15 protein-coding genes and 2 pseudogenes are annotated in these 17,132 nt (G+C 33.7%); 14 read left to right on the forward strand and 3 right to left on the reverse strand.

Annotated features, from left to right (window positions below; genetic code table 11):
- Positions 1-56 precede the first annotated feature (56 nt).
- The 3 genes from GTO82_RS02695 to GTO82_RS02705 all read left to right on the forward strand — a co-directional run bounded on the left by GTO82_RS02695 (position 57) and on the right by GTO82_RS02705 (position 2,624).
- Positions 57-1,052: a class III bacteriocin gene (locus GTO82_RS02695; protein ID WP_180873645.1), complete on the forward strand. Its 996-nt coding sequence runs from the start codon at positions 57-59 to the stop codon at positions 1,050-1,052.
- 67 nt (positions 1,053-1,119) lie between these two features.
- Positions 1,120-1,686 carry a DNA-3-methyladenine glycosylase I gene (locus tag GTO82_RS02700; RefSeq protein WP_180873646.1) on the forward strand — a complete coding sequence of 189 codons (567 nt, stop codon included), beginning with the start codon at positions 1,120-1,122 and terminating at the stop codon, positions 1,684-1,686.
- Positions 1,686-2,624, forward strand: coding sequence for an AEC family transporter (locus GTO82_RS02705; protein ID WP_180873647.1), 939 nt, complete (start codon positions 1,686-1,688; stop codon positions 2,622-2,624). Before GTO82_RS02700 ends, GTO82_RS02705 begins: the two co-directional genes overlap by 1 nt.
- An 83-nt stretch (positions 2,625-2,707) precedes the next feature.
- On the opposite strand, the gene GTO82_RS02710 is transcribed toward GTO82_RS02705, so the two are convergent.
- Positions 2,708-3,460, reverse strand: a complete 753-nt coding sequence (locus tag GTO82_RS02710; protein WP_004896866.1) for an MIP/aquaporin family protein — start codon at positions 3,458-3,460, stop codon at positions 2,708-2,710.
- Positions 3,461-3,664: 204 nt separating this feature from the next.
- Between GTO82_RS02710 and GTO82_RS02715 the strand changes: the two genes are divergently transcribed.
- The 5 genes and pseudogenes from GTO82_RS02715 (at position 3,665) to GTO82_RS02735 (ending at position 9,814) form a co-directional block, all read left to right on the forward strand.
- On the forward strand, positions 3,665-5,143 hold the full coding sequence (locus tag GTO82_RS02715) for an MFS transporter (protein ID WP_180873648.1): 1,479 nt from the start codon (positions 3,665-3,667) through the stop codon (positions 5,141-5,143).
- A 106-nt stretch (positions 5,144-5,249) separates the two neighbouring features.
- Positions 5,250-6,701, forward strand: a complete 1,452-nt coding sequence (locus GTO82_RS02720) for an MFS transporter (protein ID WP_180873649.1) — start codon at positions 5,250-5,252, stop codon at positions 6,699-6,701.
- 228 nt (positions 6,702-6,929) lie between these two features.
- Positions 6,930-7,358, forward strand: coding sequence for a GNAT family N-acetyltransferase (locus tag GTO82_RS02725; RefSeq protein WP_023599346.1), 429 nt, complete (start codon positions 6,930-6,932; stop codon positions 7,356-7,358).
- A 150-nt stretch (positions 7,359-7,508) separates the two neighbouring features.
- Positions 7,509-9,228 (forward strand): annotated as a pseudogene (locus GTO82_RS02730) (IS1182 family transposase).
- A gap of 31 nt (positions 9,229-9,259) precedes the next feature.
- On the forward strand, positions 9,260-9,814 hold the full coding sequence (locus GTO82_RS02735) for a hypothetical protein (protein ID WP_180873650.1): 555 nt from the start codon (positions 9,260-9,262) through the stop codon (positions 9,812-9,814).
- A 40-nt stretch (positions 9,815-9,854) separates the two neighbouring features.
- Here the strand turns inward: GTO82_RS02735 and GTO82_RS02740 are convergent, their stop codons facing one another.
- Complete coding sequence (locus tag GTO82_RS02740) at positions 9,855-10,643, reverse strand: Cof-type HAD-IIB family hydrolase (RefSeq protein WP_180873651.1); 789 nt, start codon at positions 10,641-10,643, stop codon at positions 9,855-9,857.
- An 88-nt stretch (positions 10,644-10,731) separates the two neighbouring features.
- Between GTO82_RS02740 and GTO82_RS02745 the strand changes: the two genes are divergently transcribed.
- Positions 10,732-11,454, forward strand: a complete 723-nt coding sequence (locus tag GTO82_RS02745; protein ID WP_260983176.1) for an AraC family ligand binding domain-containing protein — start codon at positions 10,732-10,734, stop codon at positions 11,452-11,454.
- On the opposite strand, the gene GTO82_RS02750 is transcribed toward GTO82_RS02745, so the two are convergent.
- Positions 11,447-12,778, reverse strand: a complete 1,332-nt coding sequence (locus GTO82_RS02750) for a solute carrier family 23 protein (protein ID WP_180873652.1) — start codon at positions 12,776-12,778, stop codon at positions 11,447-11,449. The two genes, GTO82_RS02745 and GTO82_RS02750, sit on opposite strands and share 8 nt — an antisense overlap.
- Positions 12,779-13,013: 235 nt before the next feature.
- Here GTO82_RS02750 and GTO82_RS02755 point away from each other — a divergent pair.
- The 5 genes and pseudogenes from GTO82_RS02755 to GTO82_RS02775 form a co-directional block, all read left to right on the forward strand.
- Positions 13,014-13,466, forward strand: a pseudogene (locus tag GTO82_RS02755) (family 1 glycosylhydrolase); the annotation flags it as partial.
- A 157-nt stretch (positions 13,467-13,623) separates the two neighbouring features.
- Positions 13,624-14,694, forward strand: a complete 1,071-nt coding sequence (locus GTO82_RS02760; RefSeq protein ID WP_260983177.1) for an ATP-binding protein — start codon at positions 13,624-13,626, stop codon at positions 14,692-14,694.
- Positions 14,695-14,720: 26 nt separating this feature from the next.
- Positions 14,721-15,287 (forward strand): histidine phosphatase family protein, encoded by a 567-nt coding sequence (locus tag GTO82_RS02765; protein ID WP_180873654.1) that lies wholly within the window; start codon positions 14,721-14,723, stop codon positions 15,285-15,287.
- A gap of 88 nt (positions 15,288-15,375) precedes the next feature.
- Positions 15,376-16,296, forward strand: coding sequence for a glutaminase A (gene glsA, locus GTO82_RS02770; RefSeq protein WP_180873655.1), 921 nt, complete (start codon positions 15,376-15,378; stop codon positions 16,294-16,296).
- Between the two features lie 153 nt (positions 16,297-16,449).
- The gene (locus GTO82_RS02775; RefSeq protein WP_180873656.1) at positions 16,450-17,070 is read left to right on the forward strand and encodes a phosphatase PAP2 family protein; all 621 of its coding nucleotides are present in this window, start codon (positions 16,450-16,452) and stop codon (positions 17,068-17,070) included.
- Positions 17,071-17,132 lie beyond the last annotated feature (62 nt).

The following is a 17,132-nucleotide window of genomic DNA, read 5'->3' on the forward strand; positions in this document are numbered from 1 at the left end:
AAATCGCTCATAATAAATTTGAGAGCAGAATAAATAAAGAAAGGATTGGTCCATTTATGATTGGAAGAGAAACTCAAATACGCCTAGTAAATAAATTAGAGAATATTCACCATGTTGTAGTTCAAGCTTCCGCAATTGATGGAAGTAACGTCTTTGCCTTGCAGCTTCTTCATAAACAAAGCGACGTTGTTGTTTATCAAACTCCAAATGATAGTGAAACTGTTACATTTGATGAAGACCATCCTATTTTATACTTAAAAGGCCCAAATTCAGCTGGAACTGCTGGTGGACATACACAGACCTGGGTGCAAAGCGGAGAAAATAATAAGTGGTTTGTTGGTACTAAGCCAAAAAGACATGGAAGTACCTATTGGACAACCCAAATTGCAAGAGTGGAAGTTCCTGGATATCAAACACAAGTATTTGCTAATAATACTGATTTACCACGTCTTTCCTACCTTAATCGAGCAGGGGCCGGTTATGGAGATGGAGATACAGTTTATCCAGGAAAAGATTTAGTAAGAGTAGAAGCCACTGTTTCACCAAATGGTCATTATTTCTTAGTTGCAAGCATTGATATAAATCATACCGGCTATTTTGCACTCTATGACCTTAATGAAGTAAATAATAAGTTAGATGAGGTAGAAGAAAAAGCTGAAGATATTAATATTGAGAATTTAACATGCTTAGGAGCCTTTAAGGTCCCTCATTTTAATGATCAAAAGATTGTCTCTATTCAGGGATACGGAGTAGATGATAATAAGGATATCTATATTTCAAGTCAACGAAGCCCGCATACAACTTTTTTAGGTTTTCCAAAACAGGGAAAACCTCGTGAAATTGTTAAAATTCCGTGGGGGATAGCTGATCCAGATAAGTGGTCTGTAGTTAATTTAGATAATAGCTTAAAACTTGATGCTTTAGATTTTTGTACTGAATTTGAAGGAATTCAAGTAACTAGTGATTGTCTTTACTTAACAGTAGCTTATCATCAGCGAAATAGTGACTTAACAACTTTAATGAATCGTATTTACCAAGTTGAAAAATTTTAGAATGAAAAATAGGCAGACTTTTATGTCTGTCTATTTTGCTATAATTGATAAAAATGAGGTGTGAAAAATGGAAAAAATGCGTTGTAGTTGGGGAAATAGTAAGAATCCACTCTATCAAGAATATCATGATAAGGAGTGGGGTAAGTTGAATCTAGATTCAACCTACTTATATGAGATGCTTGTGTTAGAAAGTTTTCAATCGGGATTATCCTGGGAAACAATTTTAAATAAACGTGAAAATTTTCGAAAAGCATTTGCAAATTTCGACTATCATGAAGTAGCCAAATTTAATGAAGCTGATTTTGAAAGATTAATGCAAGATAAAGGAATTGTACGGAATCGACTAAAGATTAATGCTGCAATTAATAATGCAAAAGTTTTAGTTAAACTAGAAAACAACAATCAAACTTTCAAACAAATTCTAACTAAGTTTATTCCTGAGCCAATAAATCATCATCCTAAAAAAATGGAGGATGTTCCTGCTTCAAATGACTTGTCTAAACAAATTTCAAAAGAAATGAAAAAAAGGGGTTTTAAGTTTGTGGGACCAGTAACAATATATTCATTTTTGCAGGCAGTTGGATTAATAAATGATCACATAGAAGATTGTAGCTTTAAGAATGGAGAACTGTAATGCCTTTATTACTACCGACAAAACAAGTAGTGATTATGTTTATCTTGATGTTTGTTGGCTGGATTTGCTACCAGGTAAAATTTCTCCATGAACAAACAGTAAAAGATTTAACTAAGATACTTCTTTATGTAGTATCACCATGCTTAATTATTAATTCTTTTCGCCAATCTTTTTCAGTTACTAGATTAATACAATTTAGTTTAATTCTTTTACTAGTACTTGTTTTATTTGTGTTTAAAATTATTGTAAGTTCGGTTCTCTTTAACAAAAGAACAATTAAAGACGAGCAAAAAAGAACAATTCTGCGATATGCGGGAACTTATACTAATGCGGGCTTTATGGGAATACCTTTAGTACAGGCACTTTTAGGGAATAATGGTGTGTTTTTTGCAGTACCATATTTGATTATTTATAACATCTTTATGTGGACGCATGGCATTAGAATGTTTACTAGAAAAAAGCAATCATTTAAAGAAAGTTTTCATCAAGCTATAGTTAACCCTAATATTATTGCAGCTATTGTAGGGATGATATTATTTGTAATTCAAATTAAATTACCTGATATAGTTTCTGATCCTATGAACTATATTGCTAATTTGAATACTCCGCTAAGTATGATTGTTATTGGTACAAATCTTGGAGCTATTAATTTAAAAGAAGACTGGCATGATAAGTTAGTTTGGAGTGGAGTATTAGTTAGAAATCTGTTTTTCCCATTAATAATTTTAGGTTTTTTACTAGTTTTGCCGCTTCCATCAATTGCTAAAATGACAACTTTAATTATGGCAGCTTGTCCAGTAGCAGGAGTAGTAGTGCTTTTTAGCTTAATCAGCAATTTTGAAGTGAAATTTCCTACTAAATTAATGTGTTTATCTACTTTAGTAGCAATTATTACTCTTCCAGTCATAATTAGTTTGGCTAATTTAATGGGAATATAGGGGGAAAATGGAAAAATGAAAGAAAAGAAGAAGAACTATTTTAAAAAAAGCAGATCGACTGATCTGCTTTTTTGTCTGAATAATTAAAGTCCAAATGGAATCTTGTAAAGGAAAATTCCGATGATTGCACCTAAGATAGGAGCAACTACAGGAACCCATCCATAGCTCCAGTGAGCATCCTTTTTATTAGGAATTGGTAAAATTGAGTAAACAAGTCTTGGACCGAAGTCACGTGCTGGGTTAAGGGCTGGGCCAGTTGGACCACCAAGTGCCATAACCAAAGCAGTGATTAAGAATCCTACACCGATATTGGCAATGTCAACTGCTTGTTTGAAGAACATACCCTTGTATAAACCGATTGCAACAAACATCAAGACACCAGTACCGACAAGCTCAGAAATGAAACCATTCCATTTACTGTTAACACAGTCACTAGTAGCAAAACATGCAAAAACAATGTTAGAGTCGGTAGATTTTTTGATGTATGGCCAGTAAATAGTGATAATAAGAAGTTGACCACAAATTGCGCCAAGAACTTGTGAAATAATGTAAGGTGTTACTTGTGCCCAAGGGAAGACACCAGCAGTAGCTTGAGCAAGTGTAACGGCTGGATTAAGGTGATTACCAGAAATTGATCCAAAAAGCATTGCTGGAAGCATAACACCAAAACCAAAACTGAAGGCGATTAAAATCCAACCACCATTGGCTTTACCATCATGAGCATTACCAGTAGTTCCCTTTAAAAATGAGTTGGCAACGGCACCGTTACCAAACATAACCATGATTAGCGTACCGAAAAATTCGGCAAAATACTTGAGCATCCAACTATGTTCCATAAGATACTTTTTTCCTCTCTTGAAAAAATAAGTGAAAAATAAACACAAGTACTGATTATACCTAAGTTTACAAAAAAAGCATAGATATTTTTTAAAGAATCTTGCAATTTTAAGCAAAAAGTTTGCATAATAAGAAGATAAATGTCCAAGCTCTAATTACCAAATGTAATAAGGGCTCTTTTTGTTATTGAGGGAAGTGCTTTAATGAATAAAAAACAGATTACGATGGTGACTGTAGCGTTGATGCTCGGGAACGTTATGGCAGGGTTAGATGGAACTATTACTAATACGGCTATTCCTGCCATCGTTTCAGCGTTACATGGGATCCAATTTATGGGATGGATTGTGGCAATCTATCTCTTAGGAATGTCTGTTTCAATACCAATTTGGACAAAAATTGGAGAAAAAATTACTAATAAATTAGCTTTTGAGATTGCACTAGTGCTGTTTGTTTTAGGTTCAACGCTTGAAGGACTAGCACCTAATATCTACTTTTTCTTAGTTGCCCGAATGATTATGGGAATTGGTGGTGGAGGAATGGGGTCCTTGCCTTATATTATTGCAGGATACGTCTTTCCAAATATTAAGAAAAGAACCCAAGTTTTGGGATATTTGACAGCCAGTTTCAATGGAGCAGCAATTTTAGGACCTTTAGTGGGAGGTTGGCTAATTGATGCTCTATCATGGCACTGGGTATTTTATATTAATATTCCAATTGGTTTAGTTGCTTTGTTAATTTCCTTGATCTATTACAAGCCAGTTACACCAAAAAGTGTCCCAGTTTTTGATTTACAAGGGGCATTTTTGCTAGTGAGTGGTTTAATTATGTTTTTAATGGGAATCCAACTCTTGGGATTAACTGCAACTTGGATTGTAGTAGGGTTGATCCTATTTAGCTTAGTTTTACTGATCTTTTTCTTTTTGCATGAAGCTAAAGCAGAAAATCCAATTATTCCTTTATCTATTTTTAGTAATCATGATCTAAATGGTGATTTGATTTTATTTGCGACTACATGGGGAGCTTTTATTGCTGTAAATACATATTTGCCAATGTGGGCTCAAGCTCTTTTAGGAATGTCTGCTTTAATGGGTGGAATGACGTTAATTCCTAACTCAATTGTTGAAATTATTGCTTCTCAAACAGTTGCCACAATTCAAGAGAAAATTAGAACATTTACGCTGGTAATGATTGGAATTGTTACAATGATGATTTCATCTGGTGGTCTTTTCTTAGCTAATGATCAAACTCCTCTCTGGATATTAATTTTGATTGGGGCATTTTCTGGCATTGGAGTAGGATTTATTTTTGTTGCACTTCAAGTAAAAGTACAAATCGATGCTGGAATGGAAGATATGGCAACCGCAACTTCAACGTCTTATTTAATTAGAATTTTAGCTCAAACTATTATGGCAGCTGTATATGGGGTCATCATGAATTTAGCGTTAGCTAGTGGAATTAATACGCATTCAAGTATTACGATGCATATGATGAATGAACTAAGTGACGCAAAATCAGCTAAATTATTGCCACAATATCTTTTGCCAGAAATGCGCCGAATTTTTCATAGTGGTATTCATGAAATTATGGCAGTCTCTTTTATTTTGTTGATAATTGCTACTGTCTTTAATTTTTATTTCAATTTTAGGCAGCCAAATAAAAAACTTAATAGATCATCAAAATAAAGCTTGTGTTTAAGGAATTAAGCAAGTATATTTTAGATAAGATTATTAGCCTTGATTATTGCAAAATAATTGGGGCTTTTTATTTCATAGAAAAGTAGGTGTACTGATGACAAAAAAGCAAGTAACGATGGTCACATTTGCTATGGTTTTGGCTAATGTAATGGCGGGATTAGATAGCACGATTATTAACACAGCAATTCCAGCTATTATTGCAGACTTACATGGAATTCAATTCATGGGGTGGATAATTGCCATTATGCTCTTAGGGATGTCTGTTTCAACTCCAATTTGGACTAAAGTTGGGGAAAAGATTGGTAATAAGGCGGCTTTTGAATTATCGTTACTCTTTTTTGTATTAGGGTCACTTTTTCAGGGACTGGCAAATAATATGTATTTTTTCCTTTTAGCTCGCGCTTTAATGGGAGTGGGTGCTGGAGGAATGGGTTCGCTACCCTACATAATGGCTGGTTTTATCTTTGATAATATTAAAGCAAGAACAAAAATTTTAGGTTATTTAGGGGCTGCCTTTAGTGTAGCAGCTATTATCGGACCACTAGTAGGTGGTTATTTGGTTGATTCACTTTCTTGGCATTGGGTCTTTTATATCAATATTCCGATTGGACTTTTAGCAATTTTTCTTTCATTGCTTTACTATCGTGAAGGTACAATTAAAGAGACTCCAAAATTTGATGTATTGGGCTCTTTCCTAATTATTGTTGGTTTAACTTTACTTTTATTAGGAATCCAACTACTTGGGTTAACTAGTAGCTGGATTGTGGTTAGTTTAGTTATTGCTGGTATAGTTTTACTGGTCTTATTTTTTATGCACGAAGAGAATCATCCAAATCCAGTTGTCCCGATTAGCATGTTTAAAAATCGGGCTTTAGTTGGGGATTTTTTACTTTTTATTTTTAGCTGGGGAGCTTTTTTAGCTGTAAATACTTACTTACCAATGTGGGCGCAGGGATTACTTGGAACAACTGCATTAATTGGTGGAATGACGCTAATTCCTAATTCTTTAGTTGATGTTGTAGGGACTTTAGTAGTTAACCCCTTAAAAGCACGCTTTAGTAATCGCAGTTTACTGTCAATGGGGTTAATATGTATTCTCATTTCTTCACTAGGTTTGGCCATTGCTCCACAAAATACTAATATCTGGTGGCTTTCAATTATTGGAACTTTTTCTGGCTTTGGTGTTGGTTTTATTTTTGTTTTACTTCAAATAAAAGTTCAAGTTGACGCTAGTGAAAAAAATATGGCCCCAGCAACTTCACTCTCGTATTTAATTCGTATTCTTGCTCAAACGATAATGGCAGCTGTTTATGGTGTAATTATGAATATGGAGTTAGCGCGGGGTGTAAGAGAGAATCATGGAATAACAATGAGCATGCTTAATAAATTAAGTGATGCATCTTCCGCAAAAAGTTTGCCGCAACACTTGCTGCCAACGATGAGAAATATTTTTCATTTAGGACTTCAAGAAATTATGTGGTGTGCGACTGCTCTCTTGGTGGTAGCACTTTTATTAAACTTTGTTTTTAATAAAAGCGATAAGTAAGGATTTAAGATCAAATATAAAATAGTTACAGAAAATTTAGCTATTCTTAATAATTTGATTTTTTATTAAAAATATCTTTTAATTAGAGAAGTAAATTATAATTTAGAAAAGAGAAGGATTCTTATTTTAGACGAACAACCCGCCCGATGGGGCTCTAAGAATTATCATAAAGTTAAAGATTTATATTATAGTGCTTTTCCAGAATGGGAAAGATTCTCATGGATCTCAATGGTATTAATGAGCTTGCGAAAGAAACTCCAACTTAATGCCGTTTATGATGGAGAAGTATTTTGCGGAATGGTTTGTTACTATATTAGTGACAATACTGTTTATTTGGCGTACTTAGCTGTTGAACCAGAATTACGTGGCAATGGATATGGGAGCAGAATTTTACATATGCTTGAAGAAAAATATCCAGATCAGCAAATCGTATTAGATATTGAACCGCTTGATCCTGATGCAGAGAATTATCATCAACGTGTTAGTCGTTTGCGTTTTTACCAGAAGAATGGTTGGCGTAGAACTCACCAGATGTTAATCGATGCGGATGGTGAATTTGAAGCATTAGTAGATCAAAACCATTTTGATAAAAAAGATTTTGCCAAAACATTGAAACAAATGAGTTTAGGTTTTTATCGCTTTAGAATTGAAAAATAATATTTTTGTGTCTGGGAAAAAACTAATTCTCAGACATGAAAAAAGAACGATGATTTCCATTTTGGATTTCATCGTTCTTTTTATGTACTTTAAGTGCCTTCCTTGCTATTATTGAATCACCACAAAACAAAATGAAAGAAGGTAATCTCAATGTATCAAAATTATATCACAGGTCAAACTGCTTTAACACTTAATTTAGACTTCTCTATTCCTAACAATCATTTAGCTACTGTTATCAGCTGGTTTGTCGATTCAATTCCAGAAGATGTTTTATTGGGAGATACTGCCGAAACTGGACGTCCAGCCTATTATCCGGCCATGATGCTTAAAATTCTGCTTTTTGCTTATTCCAGAAGAGTATTTTCAGGCCGAAAGATCGAATTAATGTTGGAAGAAAACCTGCCCATGATGGTATTGGCAGAACATCAAAAGATTTCTTACCATACCATCAATAATTTTAGATCTAGCAAGCATGCCAATCAGCTCATTAAGAAAAGCTTTTTGTACTTTACCAACTTATTAGAACAAGAGGGTTTAATCAATGAAGGGACTATCTTTATTGATGACACCAAGATTGAAGCGGATGCCAATCGCTATATTTTTGTTTGGCGTAAAGCTGTTGAAAAGTTTCATGAAAAGCTAAAAGATCAAGCAGTCAAGCTTTATGATGAATTGGTTGCCCAAGAAGTGGTTAAAGCAATGGAAAAAGAAAAAGTTCAAACTAGTCAAGGCTTAGCAGAACTAGCCCAAGAAACCGAAGCTGAAATTGAAAAACTGACTAAAGAAATTGAGCAAGAACCAAAAGCTATCCCAGGTGGCTCGCCTAGAAAAGCGAGAAGACGTGGACTTAAAAAGTATCTTCATCGCTTGAAAAAAGACTATCTGCCCCGAATGAAAAAATACGAGGAAGCCGAGAAGATTTTTGCTGGACGCAACAGCTACTCCAAGACAGACCATGATGCGACTTTCATGCATATGAAGGAAGACCACATGAAAAACGGCCAGCTTAAGCCAGGCTACAATATTCAAGCGGCTACGACGGATCAGTACGTGGTTGATTTTGCCTTATATCCTAATCCAACTGATTTCAAGACGCTGGAGCCTTTTTTGAAACAGATGACGGTCCTAGATAAGTTTGACAAGATTGTCGCCGACGCTGGCTATGGGAGTGAATATAATTACACACAGCTGGAAGAAAAGTATTCAGACAAAGAGTATTTCATTCCTTACACCATGTATGAAAAGGAACAAACCAGAAAGTACAAAAATGATCCAAGCCGGCTGTCTAACTGGTTCTACAATGAAAAAGATGATTATTATTTAGATCAAAACGGCGTTAGATTCAATTTCAAATATTATAGCCAGCGCAAGGACCACTCTACTGGTCAGGTTCGTGATTTTAAGATATATGAAGCAGATGAATTCCAAATCACACCAGAATTGGAACGCTTAGCTAAAACAAAAAGCGGCCGTCAAAGGCAAGTACGTTATAATCCTAACTGGCAGTATTTAAAAGAAAAGACAAAAGAAGTTCTTCAAAGTCCTGAAGGCAAGCACATCTACAGCATGAGAAAGTATGATGTCGAGCCAGTTTTTGGACATTTGAAGAACGTCTTTGGCATGCGCCGAACTCATCTAAGAGGTAAAAAGAAGGTTGAAACTGATGTAGGAATAGCCTTGATGATGATGAACTTAAGCAAGTATTGGCACAGAAGATGGTCCAAAGACCGATCTGCTTTATGTGCAAATAAAAATAGAAAAAAAGACGGTCAAGCTACTCAAATTAAGAGTTGGCTTGATCGTCTTTTTGTACCTGAGAATTAGTTTTTTCCCAGACACATTTTTTATGAAGAAGTATAAAAAAGTATAAAACAGTTTATAGTAATAAATGAGGAAAAATAATGAATCCATTTAATCCAACATTTGGTGATGTTCCTAAAATATTTCTAGATAGATCGAAACAGATAAATATCGTAATTAAGGGTCTTGAGGGACCTGTAAGTCCATATCAAACTACTTTTGTTTATGGTTTACGTGGATCAGTTAAAACTACTTTTTTAAGTGATATTAGCAATCAGATGTCTAAAAAAGATAACTGGATTGTGATCAATTTAGCTGTTGGAGAAGATTTATTAATTACATTAGTAAAGTTAATTTATGATCGAATGAGCAACAAATTTCGTGAGATCTTTGATCAATTAGATTGGCATTTTGAAGTATGGGGTGTATCAATAAATAAAAATTCTAAGAATACAATTGAGAAAACTGATTTACGAATTGTTTTGGAAAAAGTGCCAATTAAAGACATTATGACTAAGATGGATAAACCTTATATTTCTATTTATCGGCGTCGATTAATTGATGATCAGGTTATCTTTAGCAAAGAACGAGGTTATGTTGAATTTACATTGCCATATTTTGCTGATTTTGTCGCTGAATTTGGTGACATGTACTAAAAAAGCTTGAAGCGTGGGGATTACTTCAAGCTTTTTGTTATTAGAGAATATTATTTTCAATGTAAGTAAGAACACCTTGTTCATTATTGGAAGTAGTTGTATGATCTGCAACTTTTAAAACTGCTGTATCCGCATTTGACATCGCTACGCCATCTCCAACTTCTTTGATCATTTCTAAGTCATTTCTACCATCACCAAAAGCAGTCATATCAGAAAGAGAAATTCCTAAAACTTGGCCTAATTCAGCTAAACCATGAGCCTTATGGATCTCTGGTAAAATCAAGTCAATTTCGCCATGACCACTACTTGTTACATTACAATAGCGGCCGAGGTTCTTTTTTAAGAAGTCTACATAATAATTTGTTTTTTTGTCCGGACAGGAAATTGAAAATTTGAGTACTTTATCATCAACATCATTAAGGTTATGTATTTTCTTTAAACGATAGTAGTATTTAGTAGAAATTTCGTAATAATCATCTGTAAATTGAATCGGAAAGTAAGCACTTTTTGCACCTGAGATTAAAAATTGTAATTCAGGTTGTTTTAATAAAAAATCTTCGATCTGTTTAACTGTATCGTTTGAAAAAGCATGAAGTGCTAAAATTTTTCCTTTGTTTCTAACTAAAGCGCCATTTTCTGCAACATAGATTACATTAGGAAAATCTTTAAAGAAAGTAGTAATTTGATAGTATTGATTACCACTAGCTATAGTGAATTTAATATCTTTCTTTTCTAATTCTTGATAAATTCGAGCAAATTTTTCTCTAGCGTAAGTTTTATCATCTCTTAAGAAAGTACCGTCCATATCTACGGCGATTAATTTAATCATTTTAAATCCTCCTCATATTTTTTACATTATTAAGATACCATTTATAAATAGAAAAAAAGTATCATTTTCGTAATTAAGAAGTAATTTTTTGAAAAGGATTACAATAGTTGAGTATGAAGAAGTTCAAAATAATCAAAGATTGCCTTTTTATTTTTACCACAGCGATCAGGCAATTCAGTCAGAGCATTGGCATCAAGGAATTGAACTTAATTATTTAGTTAAGGGAAAGGATCTGCGTTTTGCACTTGAAGGTAAAACTTATCACTTTAATAGTGGTGATATTTGGCTTGTTAATCGAAGAAAGATTCATAGTTCATCTGGTAAAGAAGAAAATTGGGAATATGAAGGTTTGATTATTGATGATGATTTTTTATTAAGTCAATATCCTACACGTATTAACTGGAACCTTGATCTGTTAGGAAAAAATAGCACTGAGAATAAAAATTCTTATAAAAAGTTAGAAAAAGAAGTTATTGAACTCGGTAAATTATGTCATAAATCATTGACTGACGCTCGACGTTTTATGATTTTAAGTCATTTGATGAGAATGATTGTTTTACTTGATCAGAATTTTAATAAAAAAGAGTCAGTTACTAAAAGTTCTAATCTTCCACTAGGGGATGAAATAATTAAATATATTAATGAGCATTTTCAAGAAGATATTCAGATTGACGATATGTTGCATTTACTTTGCTATTTTTTAAGGAGTACGTATTGCAGCAATATAGATTTGAACAAGAAATGGACTACTAAAAAGGCTAGAATCCACATTACACGGATTCTAGCTCTTTTCATATATTCAACTAATTAAAGTATTTTTGTTCTTTTTCTTTCTTTTCAGCTTCTAACGCTTTTTCGCTAGCCGCTTGTTTAGGTAAGATCCAGTTCATCAACATACCAAAGATTGTACATAAGGCAACTGAAGTTAATTGGAAATTACCGAGTTGTAAGTAAGCTCCACCAATACCAATAACTAAAATGACAGAAGCAATTAACATATTACGTTTTTCGCCAAAGTCGATTTTATCATCAACTAAAATCTTTAGCCCATTAGAGGCAATCGTTCCAAATAGTAAGAATGAGATACCACCAATAACTGGCATTGGAATTGATTCAGTAACTGCAGCAACTTTACCAACAAAACTAAAGATAATTGCAAATACTGCAGCTCCTGCTAATACCCAAACTGAATGAACTTTGGTCATAGCTAAAACACCGATATTTTCACCGTAAGAAGTAGTCGGAGGACCACCGATAAAACCAGCAATAATTGTTGAAAGACCGTCACCCATCATAGTACGGTGTAAACCTGGATTCTTAAAGAAGTTTCTCTTAGTTAGAGAGTTAAGAACCATAATATGTCCCATATGTTCAGTCATTGTAACAAAGGCGATTGGAGCCATTGTTAAGATAGCTGCTGGATACCATTTGAAGTGGTAGCTAATTCCAGGTACATCTAAAGCAGGCATGGAGAACCAAGCAGCTTTTGCTACTCCTGAAAAATCAACTATTCCTAGAACACAAGATAGGGCGTAACCACAAACGATCCCAAGCATAATTGAAACTAAACTAGTAAAGCCTTTGAAGCACATTTGGAAAATTAAGGTCATGACCAAGGTAAAGATGGCAACACCGAAGTAAGTTAAGTTGTACTTGGTACCTTTCATCATGGCATCATTTGCAGCAGTAGTTGCAAGAGATAGTCCAATTACGATAATGATTGGCCCTACAACAATTGGTGGTAAGACTTTGTTTACCCAATCAGACCCAACCTTTGCGATAACTAAGGCAACGATAACATATACTAACCCAGCTGCAATTGCACCTTGAGCAATTGCTGGATAACCGTCTTGCTTCATTAAAGCTTGCATTGTTGCAACGAAAGCAAAACTTGATCCTAGGTATGCTGGAATCTTGAAGCGGGTTAGTAGCATATGAACTAAAGTACCGACACCAGATGAAAGAAGAGCAATACTTGGATTAATTCCGACTAAGATTGGAACCAGAACTGTTGAGCCAAACATGGCAAACAAGTGTTGCATGGAAAGGAGAATTCCTTGCCCTAATTCTGGTTTCTCATAAACGTCTAAGATCGCATCATCATTATGAAATGTGTCTTTAGGCATCTTTTTCATAATTTCCTCCTTGAAATGAAAATCTTGATGACCTAAAGAAAAAACGACTATCTAAAGAGCATCCCTTTAAGATAGTCGTTTCTGTTTAAAACTATGTCAAAAAATAGTTTACGCGCAGATTTCCTTGATAGCCTCACGGGACTATATTAAAGGTCATCACATTATTTCTTTCTTAATTTAACTAAGAGATAAGAAAAAAGTCAAGCGTAAAATTTGATTGTTCTAACTAAGGTACGACGTCAACCATATGAAGGGTGTTGGTGAAGAGATTCATCCTAAGGATTTGCCTGCAACTGATTGGGACTGGATTATTTATTCACAAGGGATGTACGGCCAATTAAAGCGTGTCTATGATGATTATCCATTAGTTCATTCGATCTATATTACTGAAAATGGAATGAGTTATAAAGATAAGTGTGAAAGTGAAGATAAAATAATTGATGATACTCCAAGAATTGATTATCTAAGACAACATATGGAAGAAGTTGCTAAGGCAATTGAAGCTGTTATTCCAGTAAATGGTTACTTTGTCTGGTCACTTCAAGATATGTTCTCTTGGACGAATGGTTATTCAAAGCGTTATGGTCTATTCTATGGCGACTTTAAGACGCAGGAGTGTTACGCAAAGAAGAGCGCATATTGGTATAAGAAATTAGCTGAAATCCGAGAACTCCCTCCTGTTGATTAAGAAAATAATCATCTGTAAAAAGCTAAGTACTGAATGAAAGTACTTAGCTTTTTTGATGGAAAAGTTTAAAAGAGTTTAAAAGTAGATATGAAGTTTAAAAGAGTTTAAAATAAAATATGAAGTTTAAAAGAGTTTAAAAATGAAAGGAGACATTAAGGTGAATAATCCTTTTAATCCGACATTTGGTGATGTGCCTAAAATATTTCTTGATACAGATACTAGAATTAATGATTTAATTTCTAAAATTAAAACTAGTGATTTTGCCCGTTCATTTTTTATTACTGGCGTTAGAGGTTCAGGAAAGACTGTCTTTTTAAACGCAGTGGCTCAAAAATTGGATCAAGATGATAATTGTTATCGGATTAATCTTATTAATAAAGATAACCTAGTCGCAAGTTTAACAAAAAAGTTAGCTATCAAGACTGAATCTGCTTTTCAAAAAGCTTTAAATAATGTTAATTCAATTACTGTAAAAGGAATTAATATCGATTTGAACAGTTCTGAAACAGAATATGATATTGTTTTAGAAAAAATACTAGAAAAAGTAAAAAGACAAAATAAATACGTGGTTGTTACAATTGATGAAATTACTAATACCGAAGCAGTAAGAGAATTTGCACAAGTCTTCAATGAATTAAAGGGAGATAATTTACCGATCTTCGTTTTAATGACAGGACTTCCAGATTTGATTTTAGATATTCAAACTCAGAATAAATTGACATTTTTGCTTAGATCAGAAAAAATTCACACATTACCGTTAAAAAATGCAGATATAATTGCGGCATATAGTTCTGTGTTTAATTGCTCTTTGAGTGTAGCAAGTCGTATGGCGAAAATGACAGGTGGTTATGCATTTGCCTTTCAATTATTGGGATTTTTATTGTTTGATCAACTAAACGGAAAAATCCCCGAAAGTGCAGATCTTGATAAAGTTTCAATTCCATTTCAGTTGCAACTATTTGACAATGCATATCAGAAAATCTTTATTGATCTATCTGAATGGGATCGAAAATATTTATTAGCAGTTAGGGGAGATAAGCGACTTCGAGATGTAGTAAAGATCTTAGAAAAAGATAAAGTTTTTGTGGCACAATATCGAAGAAGAGCTATTGAGCGTAAATTGATAATCCCAGCCGGATATGGACTAGTACAATATACGCTTCCATATTTTGATGAGTATTTGAAACAAACTGAAGATCCCGATTCAGCTTATTATTGGGGATATTAGGAACAATATTTGGGGGATAAATTCAAATGACGATTGTATACTTTGTAAGACATGCTCAACCGAATATAGATATTCATAATGATGTCATGCGTCCACTAAGTATAAAAGGATTAGAAGATAGAAAAAAGCTAGTTTTATATTTTAAGCAAAAGAAAATTGATGTAGCATATTCTAGTCCTTTTAAGAGAGCAATTGAGACTATTGATCCAATTGTGAAAGATAAGCAAATTTCATGTCTTATAGATAAAAATTTACGTGAGCGTAAAATTGGTAATGAATGGATTACAAATTTTAATGACTACTGTAAAAAACAATGGGAAAATTTTGAATATCATCTTTCCAATGGAGAATCTCTTAAGGAAGTTCAAGAGCGAAATATTAAAGCTTTAGAAAATATCCTAGAGAAAAACTTGAATAAGACTATTATAGTGGGAAGTCATGGAACAGCTATAGGAACAATAATCAATTATTATGATTCTAGTTTTACTTATGAAAAATTTGTAAAAATTCAGCCATTAATGCCATTTGTTATAAAAGCTGAATTTAAAGGCTTGGTATTGAAGGAATATAATTTAGATTTCTTTTTAAGATAATGTTTTTTATAATCTCAAATATTTCACCTAATCAAATGAATCGACTATGCTTAAAGTGAGAGTGTATTTTCATAGAAAAGAGATAGCTATGATTCAATTAGAAAAATTAGTTAAGAAGAATTTGCCTAAAGAAAAAGAAGGAAAAGTTGCTAGCTATATTCCAGCTTTAGCTGAAGTTAATCCTAAACAACTCGGAATTGCCTTATATGATTTAGAGGATGGTGAAATAGGTGAAGCCGGTCAAAGTGAAGTACGTTTTGCAATTGAAAGTATTTCTAAGGTGATTACCTTAATGCTTGCTATTAAAAAGATGGGCATACAAGAAGTATTTAAACATGTAGGCTCCCGTCAAACCGGCTTTGCCTTCAATTCAATTCTAAATATGGAAATTGAAAGAGCTAAATATCCGTTGAATCCTTTTATTAACGCTGGAGCAATTGCTACAACTTCGATGGTAGTAAGTAAGACGGGTGACGATGCATTTGAAGAAATCTTAAATTTTGCTCGTGATATTTGTAATGACCCAGATCTTTACTTAGATCAAATAATTTATCATTCTGAAAGAAGAACAGGCAATCTAAATCGGTCATTAGCATATTACATGGAATCTAAAAACATGATGCTCGGGGATGTAGTAACTAGTCTTGATACTTACTTTAAGCAGTGTTCAATGATGGTGACTGCACGTTCTTTAGCAAATTTAGGGGCTGTTTTGGCTAATGGCGGTGTAAAACCATGGGACAACAAACGCATTATTCCTGATGAAGAAGCTTGTTGTATCAAGTCATTAATGATGACAACTGGGCTATATAATCAATCAGGCATCTATTCACGACTAATTGGTGTACCAACAAAGAGTGGTGTTGGTGGTGGTCTTATGTCCGCTGCACCTCATAGATACGGAATTGGAATCTTTAGTCCAGCACTAGATAAAGATGGAAATAGTATTGCAGGACTTGATTTATTGAGAGACGTTGTTGATGGATTAGAGCTAGATATATTTGATTAAGTAAGAATTTAAAAATTGATATTTTAAAGCTAAGCATTGTCGCTAGTGTATGCGATAAGTGCTTAGCTTTTTTGCTAAATTATAACGGATTGTGTTGAGCTCTCTACATAAGTGGTAAAATAATAAAAAACATTATTGAAAACAGGAGTAAAAATGAAAAGATATTCAAAAGCGATATATTGGGGCTTACCCATTAGTTTGATTCTTGCCATTTCGATTATTTTACACTTAGGTTGGATTAATGCCTTTGATAATTTCTTTGAAGGATTAGTTCACATTGTTCCTAATTTAAAGGGATTGATGCTAAAGATTACATTTTTAGCAGATACCAAAGTTGACTTGATCTGGATGGTATTAATTGCAGTAATCTTATGGTTTAGAAAGCAACGACCTCTTGCGACTAACTTAGTTTTAACAATGATTACAGGGGATGCAGTTGGTTGGGTAATTAAGCATTTGATTCAAAGAGCTCGTCCTGTACAACACCTAGCAGTTGATGATGGATTCAGTTTTCCTAGTGGTCATACCTTAGGTATGGGGATGATTGTTATTTGGATCATTATGGTGCTTTTACCAGTAGTATTGAAAGATAGAACTAAACGTTTTTGGATTGATTTTCTATTGATTGTTTGGTTAGTTATTGTAATGATCTCTAGAGTATATGTTTATGCTCATTATCCATCTGATGTTTGCGGTTCCGTTGCAATTGCTTTAACTTGGGTTGGAGTAATGCAATTTGTCTTTGAAAAGATTAAGCAAGTAATAAATAGGTAACAAAATAGGGTTAAGCATTATGCTTAACCCTATTTGTGTGAGTAGTTTTTATGATTTTGTTT

The sequence above is a fragment of the Lactobacillus johnsonii genome (assembly GCF_013487865.1).
Taxonomy (GTDB): Bacteria; Bacillota; Bacilli; order Lactobacillales; family Lactobacillaceae; genus Lactobacillus; species Lactobacillus johnsonii_A.